Source organism: Streptomyces sp. NPDC033966 (assembly GCF_055575955.1).
The window spans coordinates 248,136-267,421 of sequence record NZ_JBVIRQ010000002.1 but is presented as its reverse complement, the minus strand read 5'-3'; the positions used below and the strand labels follow the sequence as shown (position 1 = coordinate 267,421).

At 78.0% G+C, this 19,286-nt stretch carries 9 protein-coding genes; 2 read left to right on the top strand and 7 right to left on the bottom strand.

The window, feature by feature from the left end; all coding sequences use genetic code 11:
* Positions 1–22: 22 nt before the first annotated feature.
* From ACZ518_RS06735 to ACZ518_RS06705, 7 genes are read right to left on the bottom strand one after another with little or no spacing between them, the layout of a single operon-like run.
* Entirely contained in the window at positions 23–925 is a 903-nt protein-coding gene (locus ACZ518_RS06735; RefSeq protein ID WP_469111919.1) for a galactokinase, read from the bottom strand.
* Positions 922–2,793 carry a class I SAM-dependent methyltransferase gene (locus tag ACZ518_RS06730; RefSeq protein ID WP_469111918.1) on the bottom strand — a complete coding sequence of 624 codons (1,872 nt, stop codon included), beginning with the start codon at positions 2,791–2,793 and terminating at the stop codon, positions 922–924. The genes ACZ518_RS06735 and ACZ518_RS06730 overlap by 4 nt, the downstream gene beginning before the upstream one ends.
* Complete coding sequence (locus tag ACZ518_RS06725) at positions 2,790–3,968, bottom strand: glycosyltransferase (RefSeq protein WP_469112334.1); 1,179 nt, start codon at positions 3,966–3,968, stop codon at positions 2,790–2,792. Before ACZ518_RS06725 ends, ACZ518_RS06730 begins: the two co-directional genes overlap by 4 nt.
* A 2-nt stretch (positions 3,969–3,970) precedes the next feature.
* Positions 3,971–4,816: an alpha/beta fold hydrolase gene (locus ACZ518_RS06720; RefSeq protein ID WP_469111917.1), complete on the bottom strand. Its 846-nt coding sequence runs from the start codon at positions 4,814–4,816 to the stop codon at positions 3,971–3,973.
* 7 nt (positions 4,817–4,823) lie between these two features.
* The gene (locus ACZ518_RS06715; RefSeq protein WP_469111916.1) at positions 4,824–5,153 is read right to left on the bottom strand and encodes an acyl carrier protein; all 330 of its coding nucleotides are present in this window, start codon (positions 5,151–5,153) and stop codon (positions 4,824–4,826) included.
* Positions 5,143–9,813 (bottom strand): beta-ketoacyl synthase N-terminal-like domain-containing protein, encoded by a 4,671-nt coding sequence (locus ACZ518_RS06710; protein WP_469111915.1) that lies wholly within the window; start codon positions 9,811–9,813, stop codon positions 5,143–5,145. The genes ACZ518_RS06715 and ACZ518_RS06710 overlap by 11 nt, the downstream gene beginning before the upstream one ends.
* Positions 9,806–16,558: an SDR family NAD(P)-dependent oxidoreductase gene (locus ACZ518_RS06705; RefSeq protein WP_469111914.1), complete on the bottom strand. Its 6,753-nt coding sequence runs from the start codon at positions 16,556–16,558 to the stop codon at positions 9,806–9,808. The genes ACZ518_RS06710 and ACZ518_RS06705 overlap by 8 nt, the downstream gene beginning before the upstream one ends.
* Before the next feature lie 478 nt (positions 16,559–17,036).
* On the opposite strand from ACZ518_RS06705, the gene ACZ518_RS06700 reads away from it, so the two are divergent.
* Both ACZ518_RS06700 and ACZ518_RS06695 read left to right on the top strand, forming a co-directional pair.
* Entirely contained in the window at positions 17,037–17,930 is an 894-nt protein-coding gene (locus ACZ518_RS06700) for a LysR family transcriptional regulator (protein ID WP_469111913.1), read from the top strand.
* Positions 17,931–18,032: 102 nt separating this feature from the next.
* On the top strand, positions 18,033–19,268 hold the full coding sequence (locus tag ACZ518_RS06695) for a putative Ig domain-containing protein (RefSeq protein ID WP_469111912.1): 1,236 nt from the start codon (positions 18,033–18,035) through the stop codon (positions 19,266–19,268).
* Positions 19,269–19,286 lie beyond the last annotated feature (18 nt).

Genomic DNA, 19,286 nt, shown 5'->3' with positions numbered 1-19,286 from the left:
GCGGATGGCGGGGCCGGACGGGTCAGTGCTCGCGCCGGGCGGCCCCGGCCACGGCGATGTTCAGGAACCGCGGTACGGGCCGCCCCCGGTCGCGGGAGTCCTCCGCGACCGCCGCCCGCACCGCCGCCGCCCTGGCCTCGGGCAGCAGGAGCAGTACGCTCCGCTCCGGCCGCCCGCCGGGCGGCCAGGCGCTCAGGGCCCCCGCCCGGCGGGCGAGGGCGACGGTCCGGGCCAGCTCCGCGGGCCGGTCCGCGGGCTCCCCGCGTACGGCCGCCAGCACCAGGCGCGCCCGCGAGGCGGCCGGGTCGAAGGTGACGTACCGCCGACGCCCCGCCCGCGCCCCGAGCAGCAGGGCCTCGCCGGGCCGGGCGAAGAGCACCGCCCGGCGCAGGGCGTCGTCCCCGTCCGGCAGCGCCCCGGCCAGCAGCCGGGCCAGCCGCTCCCGGTCGGGTTCCGCGCCCGGCGGGCCGTGTACGCCGGCCACGGCGAGCGCCATCGCGCAGTCGGCCGGCTCCGCCGTGGACAGCCCGGCGGCGGCCGTCAGCGAGCCCTGCACGTGCAGGTCCGTCCCGCCGCGGCCGTAGCCCGCCCGGGCCAGCGCCCGCAGCACGGCGTACGGCCGCACCGCCCAGGCGGGTGCGGCCGGCGGCGGCCCGGACAGGGTCAGCGGCAGGTCGCAGCCGTCGGCGGGGTGGCCGAGGGAGCTGAGCCGGACCAGCCCGTCGCCGCGCGGGGCCGCGGCCGCGGCGGCGGGCCAGCCGGCCGCCGCCACCAGCCCGGGGGAGCCCAGGTGGAAGGCGTGGGGCGCGCTCCACACGGCCGCCGGGGGCCGGCCGTGCGCGGCTTCGAGGGCGTACGCGACGAGCCGGAACAGCGGATCGGCGGTCGCCCGACGGGCCAGGCCGCCCGCGGCGGGGGCCGTCACGGCACGTCCTTGCGGGCCAGCATCCGGTACGCGTTCCCGCCGTCGGTGTACCGGGCCGCCGCCGTGCGCAGCGCGTCGAGCACCGCCGCCGCCGCGAAGCACGGCACGGACGCCACCCGTACGGCAGCCGCCAGCGCCCGCGCGCCCGCCGTGGCCGGCGGCCCCCACGGCCGGTCCGGGTCAGGGGCCAGCCGTGCCGCGGTCAGGGCCACCGCCCCGAAGAAGTCGTTGCCCTGGTGGGCCGGGCCGTGCTCCTCCGCGAGCACCGTGAACCCCCGGTCGGCCAGCGCCTCCCGCAGGTTCGCGGCAGGGATCAGGTGCTGGTGCTGCGGCTGGAACCACGGCAGCCACGCCGGGCCGAGCAGCCGGGCCATCCGCGACTCGGGGTCGGGCAGTTCGACCGTCAGGTACCCGCCGCACGGCAGGACGGCGGCCGCCGCGTCGAGCTCCGCCAGCGGATCCCGGGTGTGCTCCAGGTAGTGGTACATGCTGACCACCTCGTACCGGCCGGCCAGCTTCGGGGCGAAATCCGGGAACTGGCCCCGGTAGCCCGTCTCCACCCAGCCGCGCCGCTCCGCCCCGCAGACCCCGTCGCCCATGTCCAGCCCGTCGAACCGGGTCCGGGGCCAGGTCTCCCGCGCCGCGTTGCAGAAGTGGCCGTGCCCGGTGCCGACGTCGAGCCAGGACGCCGGGACCGTGTGGGGCCGCAGCATCTCGGCCCGGCGCCGGTAGGAGGCGCCGAGCCGGCCGAAGACCGTGCCGGCCCCCTCGCCGCCGCGCCCCTCGTAGAAGTCGCGGTAGTAGAACTCCAGCCCCTCCGGGGTGAGCCGGGGATTCTGGAAGACGTGCCCGCAGGCCCGGCACCGCTCCAGAGTGAACCGTCCCGGCTTGCCCTGGAGCAGGTCGGGCACCCGCACCCGCACCGTCAGCGGCCCGGAGCCGCACCACGGGCAGTCGGGGCGCCGCTCCTCGAAGAACCGCCCGGTCCCCCCGTCCAGCTCGGCCCGGTACGCCGCGGCCGCCCCCGGGCTGCGCACCGCGTCCCGGGAGCCGCCCGCCGCCACGGCGGTACGCAGGGCCGCGCCGAGGGAGCGCACCGGCCGGCCGGCGGTGGCCCGGGCCAGATCGGCGGGGCGCAGCGGGGAGCCGGGCCCGCCCAGGACCAGGTACGGCTGGAGCCAGTACAGCCCGGCCGCCGCCGCCCCCCACCGGCCCTGGCGCCGGGCGACCGCGGCGAGCAGCGCCAGCCCGGACAGCTGGGCGGCGGCCAGCGCCCCGGCCGGCAGCCCCTGCGCCCGCAGCTCGGCGGCCCGCCCGGCACCGCCCGCCCTCCCGGCGCGGGGGCCGCAGCTCAGACCCGGGGCGATGGCGAGCCCCGTCGCCCCGGCCGCGTACTCCTTCAAACGCCGGGTGAGCGCGAGGAGTTCCGCCGGGCCGGCCTCCGGGCCCGGCCCGCCCGGACCCGCCGCCCCGGCCCGCTCCAGCACCTCCTCGGCGACCAGCACGGCGAACCCGGCACCCCGCCCCTCCCCGAGCCGGTCCCCCCGGTACCGGGCCGGGTCCACCAGCCGCAGCAGCCCGAGGGCCCGTTCGGCCGGCAGGTCCCCGGGCAGCAGGTCCAGCACCCGCAGCCCCTCCCGGTCCGCGTACGCGCAGGCCGCGAGGAAGACGGCCGCGTCCGGTTCCACCCCGCGGGCGGTGAGCAGCCGCCACCCGGCGGCCCCCGGCACCCCGGCCGACACGGGCGGGGCCGCCGGCAGCACCGGGACCGCCCGCAGCCGGCGGCCGGCCCGTACCGTGCCGGTACCGAGGGCGGCCAGCAGCACCGCGGAGGTCCAGCGGACGCGGGGGAGCGCGAGCGGCGTCATATCAGCTTCTCCAACCGGTCGGCCGCGGCGGCCGCCCCGCCCGCCGCGGCGAATGAGGCCTGGATCCGCCGGGCGGCCCGGCGGGGGCCGGGATCGTCCAGCACGGCCGTGATCGCGTCCCGCAGTTCCTCGGCCCCGGTCCGGCCGAACCGCACCCGGACCCCGGCCCCGGCGTCGGCGACCTGCCGGGCCACGATCGGCTGGTCGTCGCGGATCGGGGCGACCACCAGCGGCAGCCCGTACGCGAGGGCCTCGCAGACCGTGTTGTGGCCGCCGTGGCAGACCACCGCGTCCAGGTGCGGCAGCAGCTCCAGCTGCGGGACGCTCGGCCGCAGCAGTACGTGACCGGGCACCTCCCCGACCAGCGCGGCGGGCGCCGCCAGCACCAGCTGCACCTCCGGCGCCAGCCGCTCGGCCGCGCCCAGCACCGCCCGGTAGAAGCGGGAGCCCGCCTCCTGGTTGAGGGTGCCCAGGGACACCAGAACCCGGCGCCGCCGCGGATCCAGCCGCCGCCAGGGGAACCCGGGCGCGGCCGGCCGGGGCCCGAAGGCCGGGCCGACGTAGGCGTGGTGCGGCGCGGGGACGGCGCCGGGCCCCAGCAGTTCCGGCGTCGAGAAGACCAGCACCAGCAGCTCGGAGAAGCGCGGGTCCCACCCGCCGCCGTCCCCGCCGTCCCCACCGCTCTCCCCGAACTCCGCGAGCAGCCCCGCGACCTGACCGGCCACCCACTCCCCGACCTTGGGGAAACCGGCGAAGGGGGCGGTGAGTTCGGCCGAGGTACTGGCCGAGGTCACCCACGGCACCCCGAGCCGGCGGGCGGCCAGCGGCCCGGCCAGGGCCTGCTGGTCGCAGACCACCACGTCCGGCGCGAAGGCCCGCACCGCCCGGGTCACCCCGGGCACCATCGCCCGCGCCAGCGGGATCAGCGCCTCCTCCCACAGGAACCGCAGTGCGCCGACCCCGCGCAGATCGCGCCACCGCTCGTGCAGCGCGGCGTACCCGCCGCCGTCGGCGTCCTCCCCGGCCGGCAGGATCCCCGCCGACGGGGGCAGCAGCCGGGACAGCGCGGAGGCCGGCCCGGTCCAGGCGACCTCATGGCCCCGCGAGGCCAGTTCGGCCCCGACGGCCGCGGTCGGATTGACGTGCCCCGCCAGCGGCGGCACCGCGAACAGCACCCTCACGGGACCAGAGCCCCCGCCCGCGGCCGGGCCGCCGCCGCTGTGGACGCGGCGGCCGTCGCCGTCACGTCGAGATGCGCCAGAACGGCATCCCGCAGCACCCCGCTGCTCTCCTTGAGGACGTCGTGCCCCAGGCCCGGCAGGATCCGCAGCTCCGCCCCCGGCGCGTGGCGGGCCAGTTCCCGGGCCCCCGGCACCAGTTCGGAGTGCTCGCCGCAGACGACCAGCGCCGGGCAGCGCAGCCGGGCGTAGTCGGCCGGGGTGAAGGTGCGGCTCCCGGCGATGTCGTCGATCAGGGAGGTCCGGTTGAGCAGGTCGTCGGCGATGGCGGTCAGGTGCGCCGCCTTGCGCAGGCGCAGGGCCAGCAGCTCCGCCGGAACCGGGCTGTCCTCCAGGCTCAGCGCGGCCGCCGACAGGGTGTCCACCATGTTCTCCACCCACGCCCCGCTGAGCGGCGGTTCGAGGAGGGTGAGCCCGGTCACCAGGTCGGGCCGGGCCAGTGCGGCGTGCAGGGCGAGCGTGGCGCCGTAGCTGTTGCCGACCAGGTGCACGGGGCGCCCGCCGAGGCCCAGCGGGCCGAGCAGCCCGAACAGGTCCCGTACGGCGGTGCGGCTGTCGTAGCCGCCGGCCGGGCGCTCGGTGCGGCCGTGGCCGCGCAGGTCGTAGAGCAGCACCTCGTGCCCGGCCCGGGCGACCGGCAGGGCCACCGGGCAGTAGAAGGAGGACAGGTTGTCGACGACCAGGCCGTGCAGGAACACCACCAGGGGCCGGCCCGGCCCGGCCGCCGGGGCGGCCGGGAGCCGCTGGACGTGGAAGCGCAGGGAGCCCGCGCGTACGAAGGCCACGGCGGGCTCAGCCGGCCACGGCGGCGGAGGAGGCGGCGCCCCCCGACGCCCCGCGGGCGAGGGAGGCGTGCGTGACCCGCCCGATGTGGGTGACGAGTTCACCGACGGACATGGCGAGGATCGCGTCCATGTCCTTCTCCGCGAGGAAGCCCATCAGGTCCACCCGGGTGCCGTAGCGGTGGTGCAGCGCCTCGGCGAGGGCGACGAACTCGATGCTCTCCAGGGCGAGGTCCTCGTTGAACGTCGTCTTCATCGTGACCTCGTCCGCGAGCAGGTACTCGTCGCCGACGATCTCCACCAGCATGCCGGTGATCTCGGCGAGGATGTCATTTCCCATGGCGTGTCTCCGTGAGGTGGAAGGGGACGTCGGGCGGTGTGCCGTCGCAGGTCCAGGCGACGACGTGGCCGGGCGGTGAGGATCCGAGCAGGGTGGTGCGTACCGGGTACGGGCGGCCGTCCGGGGACCGCACCAGCAGGCAGGCGTCCCCGGAGAACGGGTCGCCGTCCGGGTCCGCGGACACCCGCCACGCGCGCGGACGGCCGCCGAGCCCGCCGCCGTCCGCCTTGGCGGCGGCCTCCTTGGCGCACCACAGGGCGGTCAGCGCGGCGGGCAGGCCGCCGGCGCCGCCCCCGGCGCCTGCCGGGGCACCGGCGAGCGCCTCGGCGAGGGCGAGTTCCCCCGGCCCGAGGGCGACGCGGACCAGCGCGTCCGGGTCGGCGGCCACCGGTTCCACGTCGATCCCCACCGCCCGGCCGGGACGGGCCAGGGCGACGGCGATCCGGTCCTTGTGCGCGATCGTCAGCCGGAACCCGGCGGCGAGCGGCCCCAGCGCCAGCGGCCGGCCCGCCGGATCGTTGCCGACCGGCACCTCTGCCGGGAACACCGGTCCGGCGCCGCCGTCCCACAGCAGCTGCCGCAGCGCGTCCTTGGCCGCGATCCGGCCGAGCAGCCAGGGTCCCCGGGCCCGCGGCGACAGGCGCTCGTACGCCGCCCGCTCGGCGGCGCCCAGGTAGCGGCGCATCACCAGCTCCTGCGAGGCGGGGTCGCTCCAGCGCCTGCGGGCCAGGCACCAGCCGCCGGGCTGCGGTTCGCCGATGCCGCACACCTCCGGGGTGAACTTCATCGGCCAGACGCGTTCGTCGGCCCCGAACCGGCGGTAGGTCCACCCCTCGATCAGGGCCCACACCCCGCCGTCCGGCCGGCGCAGCTCCACGTCCCCGCGCACGGTGACGTCCTGGACCTCCCGGACCCGGGCCGTGGCCCGGACGAGCCCGTCCGCGGCCGGCGGCGGGCCGGAGAAGCGGACGCGGTCCACGGTGGCGGGGAACACCAGCCGGTCCACGGCCAGGCTCAGCTGCATCCAGTGCCCGAACAGCTGGCCCGCCGCGTCGAGCAGGGCCCCCGGGTCGGGGAGCGCCTTCAGCACCCCCTCGATCCCGTCCGAACCGACGGTCCGCACCTCGTGCACCCCGGCGAAGCGCGGGCCGTGGAACATCCACCGGTCCCGGTAGAGGGCGGCGGCGCTGACCGGAGCCGGCCGCGGGTCGCGCAGGGGCGCCGGGTCGGGGGCGGGCGGCGCCTCGTACCGCTCGCCGAGCAGGACGACCACCGAGGCGTACTCCCCGAGCACCACCCGGAACCGTCCGGGGCCCTCGCGGTGGACCAGGACCTCGACGTCCAGGGCCGGTTCGACGGGCAGCCAGCGCAGGGCGCGTACGTCCTCGTAGCCGGTGACCGCGAGACCGGCGGGCGCGTGACGCCGGGCGGCGTCGGCCGCGAGCTCCAGCATGGTGGTCATCGGCACGACCGGGAACCGGTCGGAGTCCTCGGGCCAGCCGTCGGGCTGGAGGTACACGCAGTGGTCCCGTACGCCGGGCAGCGCGGCGAGCGAGAGCCGCAGGGTGTGCTTCCCCGGGACCCTCCCCGCACCGTCGGGCACGGGGCCCACGCCGACCCCCGCGCCGGGGCCTGTGCCCGTGCCCGTGCCCGTGCCCGTACCCGTGCCCGCCCCCGACCGGGGGCCCGCGCCGGACGGTTCCGGCGGGCGGGCGGCCGTGAAGGCCCCGGCGACGCTGCGCGCGGCGGAACGGGTGTCGTCGAGTACCGCGTCGAGGGCGGACAGCAGGACCGGCCGGACCTGCGGGGCGGCGTGAGCCGGACCGGAGCCGGGGGCCGTGGCCGCGGTGAGGAGTCCGCCCAGGGAGGCCCGGGCCGCCTCGCCGAGCCGGACCAGCGGCGACCCGAGGTCCAGTCGCACCCCGCGCACCCCCGGCCCCGTCCCGGCCCGCACCCCCGGCCCCGTCCCGGCCCGCGCCGCCGGGGCTCCGGCCCCGGGCCGCGGGACCGGCGCGGCCGCCGCGCCCTCCGCCAGCAGTTCCCAGCGCGGCGCGTGTCCCTCCGCCCAGAGCGCGGCGCAGGTGCGGGTCAGCGAGGCCAGCCCCGGCAGGCGGGGGGAGGAGGTGGAGACCGCCAGGTGGGGCCGGTCGCGGAGGGTGTCCTCGACGAAGCCCGGCAGGCTGCCGGGGCCCAGGGTCACGAAGCTGCGGACGTCCTGCTCCTCGTACAGGCGCAGCGTCAGCTCGCGGAAGCGCACCGGCTCCAGCAGGTGGCGCACCACCAGGTCCCGCACGTCCCCCGGGGCGGCGGGGAACGGCGCGCAGGTGGTGGCCGACCACACCGGGACGGCGCCCGGCTCCAGCGGGAGCCGGCCGAACGCGGCCCGGACCTGCCCGAGGTAGGGCTCCCACATCGGGGTGTGGAAGCCGGAACGGAACGGCAGCTCCTGTCCCAGGACGCCCTCGCCGCGCAGCCGGGTGACCGCGGCCGCGACCTGCTCCGGGTCGCCGCAGATCACCGACTGGTGCGGGCAGTTGTCGTGGCTGACCACCACCCCCTCCAGCCCGTGCAGCGCCGCCCGCGCCCGCCCGGCACCGCAGCCCAGGGCCGCGTACACCAGGTCCGGGACCTTGAGGGAGCCGGGCCGCAGCGAGTCGAGGAAGGCGTCGGCCGCGTCCTCGGGGTACATGCCGGCGGCCACCATCGCCGCCCACTCGCCCAGGCTGTGGCCCGCCAGTACGTCGGCGCCGATCCCGAGGGCGGGCAGCACCCGGGCGTGGAAGCGGCCCGTCGCGATGGCGTCCAGGGCCCGCTCGATCAGCGAGCCGCCCCGGGTCAGGCGCGGCCGGTCCATGCCCAGCCGGTCCGCGACGTCGTCCAGCACCGGAGCGAACTCCGGCTCCAGGCCCGGGAACAGGAACGCCACCCGGCCGCCCAGCGGCTCGGGGCTGAACCACACGTCCCCCCGCCCCCGCCAGGGCCGGCCCCGCGCCACCGCCTTCGCGGCCAGCGCGAGCCGCTGCGGCGTCGGCCCGGCCACCGCGACCCGGCAGGGCCCGTCCCCGCCGGACACCGGCGAGGGCGCGGCCAGCAGGGCCGACAGCTCCGCCGGGGTGTCCGCCGCCAGCAGCAGTACGCCGCCCCCCGCGCCCGGCCCCACCGGCCCGGCCCCGCCTCCCAGCGGCATGAACCGGCGCACCGGGGGAGCCGCCCGCCCGGTGGCCGGAGCCTCCTCCAGCACCACGTGCGCGTTGATCCCGCCGAAGCCGAAGGCGTTGACCCCGGCCCGGCGCGGCGCCGGCCCGCGCTCCCACGGCTCGGCGGCCGTCACCGGCCGCATCCGGGTCCGGGCCAGGTCCGGGTGGGGGTCCTCCAGGTGCAGGGTCGGCGGCAGCACCCCCTCGTGCACCGCCAGCGCGGCCTTGATCAGCCCGGCCATCCCGGAGGCCTGCATGGTGTGCCCGAGCGCCGACTTCACCGACCCGAAGCCGATCCCCGGCCCCGACGCGGCCCCGGGCGGCCCGAACACCCGGGCCAGGGTGTCCAGTTCGGCCGCGTCCCCCACCGGGGTCCCGGTACCGTGCGCCTCCAGCAGCCCCAGCGCCCCCGGCGCCCGCGGGTCCAGCCCGGCCTCCCGCCAGGCCCGCTCCAGCGCCCGTACCTGGCCCGCGACGAGGGGGCTCATCAGGCTCGCCGCCCGCCCGTCCCCGGCCACCCCCGTCCCCCGGACCACCGCGTACACCCGGTCCCCGTCCCGCTGCGCGTCCGCCAGCCGCTTCAGCAGCACCACCCCGGTGCCCTCGGACAGCAGCGTCCCGTCGGCCGCCCGGTCGAAGGGCCGGATCCGCTCGCTCGGACTGAGCGCCCGCAGCTGGGTGAACACGCTCCACAGCGTGGCGATGTGGCAGTGGTGCACCGCCCCCGCGACCACCGCGTCGCAGCGTCCCGACGCCAGCAGCCCCACCGCCTGGTCCACGGCCAGCAGCGAGGAGGCGCAGGCCGCGTCCAGGGTGTAGGCGGGGCCCCGGAAGTCCAGCCGGTTCGCGGTCCGGGCGGCGGTGAAGCTCGGCACCAGACCGATCGAGGCCTCCGGCCGCTCCGGCCCCAGCGCCTCCTGGAAGGCGGACCGCACCTCAGCGATCCGCCGCTCGCCCAGCTCCGGCGCCAGCTCCCGCAGGGTCTGCGCCAACTGGTGCGCCGTACGTACCCGTTGGTCCAGCCGGGCGGTGGCCGCCCCCATGAACCCGCCGCGCCCCAGCACCACCCCGATCCGCGACCGGTCGGCCGGCAGCCGCTCCTCGCCGCCCGCGTCCGCGATCGCCTCGGCCGTCGCCCGCAGGGCCAGCATCTGGTCCGGCTCGGCCCCCTCCACGGCCGCCGGCATGATCCCGAACCGGGTCGGGTCGAAGCCCGCCAGGCCGTCGACGAAGCCGCCGCGCCGGCAGTAGAAGCGGTCGCCGGCCGCCGGACCGGAGGCGGCGTCCGGGTCGTAGTACACCTGCGGGTCCCACCGCTCCGGCGGCACCTCGCCGATGCAGTCCGTACCGGCGAAGAGGTTGCGCCGGTACGCCGCCAGATCCCCGGCCCCGGGGAACACCGCGCCCATCCCGACGACCGCCGCGTCGGTCGGACGCGGTCCGCGCCCCGGCCGCTCACTCATCGCCCCGCCCCTCCTCCGAAGCGGCCGCCAGGACCACCTGTACGTCGTCCCCGTGCGCGAGTTCGGCGAGGAACGCGGCGGTCCCGGCCTCCGGCGCGATCAACGGGATCCCGCGCCGGGCGTACGCCCGCTCCAGTTCCGGGGTGACCATCCCGCCCGCCTCCGCCGCCCAGGGCCCCCAGTCCACCGCCAGCACCCGGCCCGGGAAGGACTCCGCCCAGGTGTGCGCGAGGGTGTCGAGGGCGTCGTTGGCGGCGGCGTAGTCGCTCTGGCCCCGGTTGCCGTACACCCCGGCGACACTGCCGAACAGGGCCAGGAACCGGGGCGCGGGCCACCGCCCGTGTTCGGCGGCCGCGGCCGCCAGGTGCCGGGCACCGGCCACCTTCGTGCCGAACACCTCCGCGAAGTCCGCGGCCCGCTTCTCGCGCAGCAGCCCGTCCCGCAGCAGCCCCGCGCCGTGCACGATCCCGTCGAGCCGGCCGTGCCGGGCGCGCACGTCCGCCACGACGGCCCGTACCGCCGCCCCGTCCGTGACGTCGGCGCAGTGGTAGCGGACGGAGGCCGCCGCGTCGGCGAGGCCGTCCAGCGTGGCCCGCACCTCCCGCGCGGCGAGGATCTGCGAGGCGGCCGCCTCGATCTCGGCCGGGGTGCGCAGCCCCGAGGCGATCAGTGCCGCCCGCAGCGCCACCCGGTCCCGCGCCTGCCCGAACGCGTCCTCCCCGGGCGGTGGTTCGGGCGTACGGCCGAGCAGCTCGACGTGGCACCCGGTGGCGCGGGCCAGTGCGAGGGCGGTGCGGGCGGTGATCCCGCGGGCCCCGCCGGTGAGCAGGACGACCGAGTCACGGCCGAGCGGCAGGGCCTCCCCGGACGCGGCCGGCGGGGCGGGCACCGCCCGGCGGGCGAAGCGGGTGCCGTCCGGGGCGTACCCGACGGAGGCCCCGTCCCCGTCGGAGGGCTCGCAGGCCAGCTCGGCCAGGAGCAGCCGGGCGGTCCGCTCGGGGTCCTCCTTGGGGTGGACCTCCACGGCGCGGACCAGCGTGCCGGGGAACTCCAGCGCCGCGCTGCGGGCGAACCCGTGCAGACCGGCCCCCGCCGTCCCGGGCGCGGGCGCGGTCACCAGCAACAGCCGCCCGGCCCCGCCGGCCAGGGCCTGCCGCAGCCCCTCGAAGGCCCCGGGCAGCACCGGCTCGGCCCCGGCCCGCAGCGCGGACAGGTCGACGATCCCGTCGAACCCGGCCTCCGCGCCGGCGAGCGGCCGCACCTCGGCACCCCGCTCCCGCAGTGCCCCGCCGAGGGCGGCCGCGAGACCCTGTCCGTCCTCGACGACCCCGATCCGCAGGCCCCGCAGGGCCTCCGGATCTCCGGAGGCCGCGGCCACGGGCACCGCCCGGACCCGCAGCCGCGCGAGCGGCGGCGGTGCCGGCGCCGCGACGGGCTCCGGCTCCGGGGCAGTGGCGGAGCCGGGGGCGGCGCGGGAGACGATCCAGTCCACGATCCCGCGCAGGGTCTTGATCCGGGACAGCTCCTCGACGGCGGACCCGGTGGAGCCGCCGGGCTCCTGCGGGAGACCGATGCGGTCGGCCAGGGCGCCGATGATCTCCACCCGCTTGATGGAGTCGATGGACAGGTCCGCCTCCAGGTCGAGTTCGGGGCCGAGCATGTCCCGGGGGTATCCGGTCCGGGTGTGGACGATCTCCAGGACCGCGTCCATCACCTCCTCGGCCGTACCCGGAACCCCGGTCCCCCCGGCGACGGGCGCCGCCACCGCCACGGGCGCGGCGCCGGGGCGGGCGGACGGCCCGGGCGCCGCGACCTCCGCGGGATGCGCCGCCTCCGTCCCGGGAAGCGCGTGAGCCGGAGCGCCCAGGTAGCCCAGCAGCACAGCCCGTTGTGCCTCCACCAGTTCGCGCGTCCCGCGCAGGTACTCCAGCACCGTCTCCTCGCGCCGGTCCCCGTCCCCCGGGGTCCGTACCGGCGCGGCCGGTTCCACCCGCCGGGCCGGCCGCAGCCCCCCGGCGACCGGCACCCCGTCGGCCGTGCGCACCAGGTGCCCGTCCACCAGCCAGCCCGGCCGCCCCGGCGCCCGCTCCGGCAGCCGCCGGGTACGGCCCCGGAACAGCGCCTCCGGCTCCACCGGAACCCCGGCCGCGGCCAGTTCCGCCAGCGCCGTGACCAGCCGGGCCAGCCCGTGCTCGCCCGGCACGTCCAGCGGGACCGCCGTGTGCGGGCGGTCCCCGAGGATCCGGCCGACCAGTCCCGACAGCACCCGGCCGGGCCCGGCCTCCACGAAGGTCCGCACGCCGGCCGCGTACATGGCCTCCACCTGCTCCGTGAACCGGACCGGCTCCGCCACCTGCCGGGCCAGGAGCTCCCGTACGGCATCGGCGCCCGCCGGGTACGGGCCCGCCGTGGTGTTCGACCAGACCGGTACGGCGGCCCCGGCCAGCTCCGTCGCCGCCAGCTCGGCTGCCAGTGCCCCGGCCGCCCCCGCGACCACCCCGCTGTGGAACGCGCAGGCCACCGGGATGGGCTCCGCCGTCAGCCCCGCCTCCCGCAGCGCCTCCACCGCCGCGGCGACCGCCGGCGTCGGACCCGAAATGACGCACTGCCGGGGCGCGTTGTGGTTCGCCACCACGCACCCGGCGCGCTCGACGGTCTCCCGTACCTCCTCCGGGGCCGCCGACACCGCCGCCATCGACCCCGGGTCCGCTCCGGCGGCGGCCAGGATCGCCTCGGCGCGCCGCGCGCTCAGCCGCAGCAGGCCCGGCGTGTCGTACACCCCGGCCGCCCACAGCGCGGTGAGCTCCCCGTACGAGTGCCCGGCCACGCAGTCCGGCCGTACGCCGAGCCGCCCGAGCAGCAGGTGCGCCGCCGCCCCCGCCAGCCCCAGGGCCGGCTGGGCCACCCGGGTGTCGGTGACCGCCGCCCGCTGCGCGGCCCGCCCGTCGGCGCCGAAGGCCGTCGGCGGGAACATCGCCGACACCACCGGCCCGGGCGCCCCGTCCAGCAGCCCCCGCAGTGCGGGGAACGCCGTGAACAGCTCGCCCAGCATGCCCGGGCGCTGGCTGCCCTGCCCGGGGAACAGGAACGCCACCCGACCCGGCTCGGCCGTCTCCTCCCGTACGTGGACCCCCGCGCCCGGCTCGAACGCCCGGGCCCGCTCCAGCCGGACGGCCAGCTCGTCCGCGTCGGCGGCCACCACCGCCACCCGCACCGGTCCCGACCCCGACGCGGCGGCCTCCGCCGCCAGGTCCCGCAGGCTCCACGGCCGCCCGGCCGCGTCGTTCTCCTCCAGCCGGGCCGCGAGCCGCGCCATCGCCCGGCCCGCCGCCCGCCGGTCCTCGCCGCGGAAGCAGAACAGCTCGGCCGGCCACTCCTCCAGCCCGTGCCCCGGCTCGTCCGCTCCGGCGTAACCGGCCAGCACGGCGTGGTAGTTGGTGCCGCCGAAGCCGAACGCGCTGACCCCCGCGATCCGCCGCCGCGCCGGCAGCGCCCAGGGCCGGGCCCGCTCGTCGAAGAAGAACGGGCTGGTCGCCTCCTCCCAGGCCGGGTTGGGCGCGGCGACGTGCAGGGTGGGCGGCCGTACGCCCGCGTGCACCGCCCGGGCCGCCTTGATCAGCCCGGCCAGCCCGGCCGCGCACTTCGTGTGCCCGAGCTGCGACTTGACCGAGCCCAGGGCGCAGGACCCCGGTGCGGCACCGGAGGCGGTGAACAGCTCGGTCAGCACGGCCAGTTCGGTACTGTCACCGACCACCGTGCCCGTGCCGTGGGCCTCGACCAGACCCACCTCGGCCGGGGAGACCCCGGCCCGGGCGTAGGCCCGCTCCAGTGCCCGGCGCTGGCCTTCGGGCCGGGGCGCGGTCAGGCCGAGCGAGCGGCCGTCGCTGGCGGCGCCGACCGCCTTGACGACCGCGTACACCCGGTCGCCGTCCCGCTCCGCGTCCGCGAGCCGCTTGAGCACCAGCACGCCCACGCCCTCGCCGAGCGCGATCCCGTCGGCGGCCGAGTCGAAGGGCCGGCAGCGTCCCCCGGGGGACAGGGCGCGGACCGAGGAGAACATCAGGTAGTCGTTGATCCCGTTGTGCAGGTCCGCGCCCCCGCACAGCACCATGTCGCTGTCCCCGTCGCGCAGCTGGCGGCAGGCCAGGTCCAGGGCGGCGAGGGAGGAGGCGCAGGCGGCGTCGACGGTGCAGTTCGCGCCGCCCAGGTCGAGCCGGTTGGCGACCCGGCCCGCGATGACGTTGGCGAGCACCCCCGGGAAGGAGTCCTCGGTCAGCCGCGGCAGCTGCTCGTCCAGGCCGTCGGGGACCGAGCCCAGGTAGCCGGGCAGCAGCGACCGCAGTCCGTACGCGCCCGCCAGCTCGGTACCGGCCTCCGCCCCGAAGACCACCGAGGTCCGGGAGCGGTCGAACTCCCGCTCACGGCCGTAACCGGCGTCCCCGAGGGCCCGGGCGGACATCTCCAGGGCGAGCAGCTGGACCGGTTCGATCCCGGCCAGCGACGCGGGCGGGATCCCGTGGGCGAGGGCGTCGAAGGGCACCGGGCCGAGGAACCCGCCCCAGCGGGAGGGGGTGCGCTCGCCCGCGCGGGCCGGGTCGGGGTCGTAGTACAGCGCCGGGTCCCAGCGCTCGGCGGGCACCTCCGTCACCGCGTCCGTGCCGTCCAGGATCCGCGCCCAGTAGCCGGCCAGGTCGGCGGAGCCGGGGTAGGCGCAGGCCATCCCCACGATGGCGACGTCCAGCGGGTCCGGCGCCGCCTCCGCCGCCGCGGACGGCACCGGGAGCTCGGCGGCCCGCCGGTCCAGCAGCCGGCTCGCCCCCTCGGTCACCTGCGCGTGCAGCGCGGCCACCGTCGTGGTCCCGGAGCGCAGCGTTGCGGCCTGTCCTAGCATGAACAGCCCCTCCGCGTACTGCTGTTCCTCGCCGACCGGCTCCAGGGCGGGAGTGTCCGGGGCGCGCCGCAGGCCCTTGCTCGCGATGCGGAGCCGGCCCAGGTTGAGCCGCTCCAGCTCCTCCCACACCTCGCGCTGCGGCGTGCCGTCCCGCTCCAGCCGCCGCCGCGCGGCCTCGAAGGCCTCGGCGTACGGGGTCGCCGCGCAGCGGGTGGCGTGCCCGGGCGCGGTGTGCAGCAGCACGGTGTCCGCGCATTCCACCGCCGTCCGCTGGAAGACCGGCCGCACCGCCCCGCAGGCCACGGCCTCCTCGGTGAACAGGTAGGCGGTGCCCATCAGTACGCCGATCCGCGCGCCCCGTCCGGCCAGCGGGGCGGCGGCCGCCACCGCCATCGCGGCCGAGCGCCCGTCGTGGATGCCGCCCGCGAACAGCACGTCCAGGGACCCCGGTTCGGGACACGACAGCAGACGCTCGATCTGCTCCTCCCAGAGCGGGAAGGAGGCGCGCGGCCCGACGTGCCCGCCGCACTCCATCCCCTCGAACACGAACCGGCGCGCCCCCTCGGCGAGATACCGCTCCAGCAGCCCGGGCGACGGCACGTGCAGGTGCGTCCGGATCCCGGCCGCCTCCAGCGGGGCCGCCTGGGCGGGGGTGCCGCCGGCGATGACCGCCCACGGCGGGCGGGCCCCGGCCACGGCCGCCAGCTGCTCCCGCCGCAGTTCCTCCGGGGCGAAGCCCAGCAGGCCCACGCCCCAGGGGCGGTCCCCGAGCCGCTCGGCGGTCTCGGCCAGGAGCCGGCGTACGTCCGGGCCCTCCATCACCGCGAGCGCGAGGTACGGCACCCCGCCCCCGGCGGCCACCGCCTCCGCGAAGCGGGCTTGATCGCTCACCCGGGTCATCGGCCCCTGCGCGACGGACAGCGCGCGCTCCAGCGGCCGGGCCCGCACGGCGGCCTCCAGGTGCCCGGTGACGGCGGCCCGTACGGCCCGGACCACCCCTCCGGTGGTGCGGTGGCGGGCCGCCAGGCGGGCCGCCGAAGCCCCGTCCTGGCCGACGGGCAGCAGCTGCTCCCGCAGGCCGCGGGCGCCCAGCAGGGCGGACACCGGACCGGCGGGGGGTGCGGGCAGGTCGGGGCGGGTGAACACCCGGTGCCCGTCCACCAGCCGGGTCTCCGAGCCGTCCATGGCCCGCAGGGCCGCGGCCACTTCGGCGGGCAGCGCCTCCTCTCCCTCGGCCGTCAGGGCGAGTTGTACGTCGAGCACCACCCCGGCGGCCCCGCCCGCCACGGCCGCGGCCGCCGTGTGCGGCCCGATCCCGCCCAGGGCCAGTACGGGCACCCCGGGCCCGGAGTCCGCCAGGAGCTGCTGGAGCAGTACGAAGGTGGTGGACCCGCCCACCCGGCCCGCGGCCTCGTGGCCCTTGGCGACCAGGGCGGACACCCCGGCGGAGACGGCCGCGGCGGCCTCGGCCCGGCCGGTGGCCTCGGCCCAGACGCGGGGCCGGCCGGGCGCCGAGGCCCAGGCGGCCACCTGCTCCCGGGTGTGGGCGGCCGGGTCGGCCAGCAGCACGGTGTCCACCTCGGGCGGCAGCTCGCCGGGCCCGGTCGGACACCCCGGGGGAACCCGCACCCCGTACCGGCCACCGCCCACGGCCGCTCCGCCTCCGGCCTCCAGCCGGCGGGCCAGCTCGGCGAAGGCGCGCCGCGCGGCGTCCGGGTCCCGGCCGAGGTCGAGCAGGCCGAGGGAGCCGGCGCGTTCGGCCGCGGTCACGATCGCCGGGTTCGGCTCCTCGAACGGACTGACCGCGACGACCAGTTCACGGGCGGCGGCGGACTGCGGGTGCGGGAGGGTCACGAGCGCTCCTCTTCCAGTGCTGTGTGACATGGCGCAGTACAGGGCGGAAGAACGGGGGAGAGCGATGAGGTGAGGGCGGTGCCGATGGAGCGGACGGCGCCGGGTGCGGCCCCGGCCGGGCGGCGCGACCGGCTTGACCCGTGGTCAAACGCCCGGACGCCGCGATGCATCGTGCGGGGGGCGCCCCGCACTGTCAACAGCCATACGGAATACGCTGCTTCGCCCCGCCCGGACCTCCGGCGCACCCGCCCGCCACCCCGGCGGGGCCTGCCGTGAGCCCCCGCCCCGCCGCTGGCCTGCGCCTTTCCCGGCCGGGCGGACAGCCCCCGCGCACGGGCCGGCGTACCGCATCCGGCCGGGCTCATGCCGCCCGTGCATGTCTCGCCGCCGAGCCGGCATGGAGCCGTCCGCGGACCCGGCGGCAGTTGTTCACCCACCAGCCCTTACAGGTCCATGCCCACGCCGTTACCGTCCGCTCATGACCCCCACCCTCGCGCAACTCCGCTACCTCGTCGCCGTCGCCGACTGCCGGTCCATCACCGGCGCGGCCGCCTCGGTCTTCGTCGCGCAGTCGGCCCTGTCCCGGGCGGTCCAGGCCATGGAACGCGACCTCGGAGTCGAACTGCTGGCACGCCGGGGAAGGGGGGTGGACCTCACACCGGAGGGGGCCCGGGTCGTCCGGCTGGCCCGTACCGTGCTCAACGCGGTCGAAGCCATCGACGACATCGGGACCCCGCACGGCAAGGACTCACGGGCCGCCTTCACCCTCGTCACCACCCCCACCCTCGCGCTGGACCTGGCCACCGACCTGATCGCCGGCTTCAGCGGGCGCCACCCCGGAGTGGACGTCCGGCTCCAGCAGCACGACAGCCGCGAAGCCCTCGTCGAGGAACTCACCCAGGGGCGGGCCGAACTGGCCCTGGTCGACCTGCCCGTCGACAAGGAACTGTCCACGCACTTCATCCAGGAGCGCGAGGTGGTGCTGATCTCGCCGATCGGCACCCGGCTGCCGCACCCCGTTCCCCTGCGCATGCTCGACGGGCTCCCCATGGTGCTGCCCACCCCCGGGACCGGCCGCCGCACCGAGATGGAGGCCATGTTCAGCTGCATGGGCGTCCGCCCCGTGCCCTCCCTCGAGGTCGACGAGCGCCTCGCCTGGGTGACCGGAGTGACCGACGGCCGGGGCTCCCTCATCTGGTACCGGGACGTGGTGGCCAGAGCCTTCGGAAGCAGGGCGGAGATCCGCTCCTTCACCCCGGCGCTGCTGCGCCCGGTCGGCATCGCGCACGCCCGCCGCCCGCTGAGCCGGGCGGCCCGCGCCTTCATCGCCCACGCCGGCCACAAGGCGCCGGTACGGGAACCCGAGCGCTGAGCCGCGGGCACCCGTCCCCATGCCCGGGCGGCATTGAACGATGCTCGAACGGGGGGCGTGCGGGGCTGGCGCCGCCCGGCGCCGCCGCCTCCCATGGTCCGCATGACCGGACTCCTGACACCCCCGAGGGCCGCCGCCCTCGCGAGCGCCGCCCTCGCCGTGCTCCTGCCCGCGGTGGCCTGGATGGCGGACGCCACCGCGTCCCCGGCGCCATCCGCCGTCCAGGCCGCCGCCGCCCCCGAGAAGAAGTGCACCCTGCCCGGCGGCATGACCGAGATCAGCGGCCTCGCGATGAGCCGCAGACACCCCGGCGTCTTCTACGCCGTCAACGACAGCGGCAACACCAACCAGGTCTTCGCCGTCGACTGCACCGGCGCCACCGGAGTGCTCAAGGCCACCCTCACCGTCTCGGGCGTCGGCAACACCGACTGGGAGGGCCTCGCGGTCGGCAAGGACGCCACGGGCGGCCCGGCCGTCCTGGTCGGCGACATCGGGGACAACTTCGGCAGCCGCGCGGAGATCACCGTGCACTCCTTCCCCGAGCCCGAGCGGCTCGCCGACGCCACCGTCACCCCGGTGACGTACCGCTTCGCCTACGCCGACGGCAAGCATGACGCCGAGTCCCTGCTCGCCGACCCGGCCACCGGCCGCGTATACGTCGCCAGCAAGCTGATCGGCGCCGCCGGACAGCTCTACCAGGCCCCGCTCCCGCCGGTCACCGGCCAGGTCAACACCCTCACCGCCGTCCGGCCCGGCCCGGTCTTCGCCACGGACGGCGCGTTCTCCCCGACGGGCGCCTCGTACACGCTGCGCAGCGGAGGCCCGCTGGGCGCCAACACGGCCTCGGTCTACGACACATCGGGCACCAAACTCGCGGACGTGGCCCTCCCCGCCCAGTCGCAGGGCGAGACGGTGACGTACGCGGACTGCGCGCACCTCCTGGTCGGCTCCGAGAACGACCCGCAGATCTGGCAGGTCACCCTCCCCCCGGAAGCCGCCCCGGGCTGCGGCACGACCCCCACACCGACCCCGACGCCCACGCCCACGCCGACGCCGACCCCGACGCCCACCCCCGGTGACCTGAAGCTCGCCAACCCGGGCCCGCAGACGTGCAGGTTCAACCAGTCCTGCACCGTCCAGCTCACCGCCACCGGCGGAAAGCAGCCCTTCCGCTTCGCCGCCGCCGGTCTGCCGTGGGGCCTGACCCTCGACGCCGCCTCGGGCCGCATCACCGGAAAGCCCTGGAGCACCGGCACGGCACAGGTCACCGTCACCGCCACCGACTCCGCCGGAGCGAGCGCGGGCACGGCCTTCGCGCTCACCGTCAACTGGTTCTGAGCCGCGCTGCCGGTACTC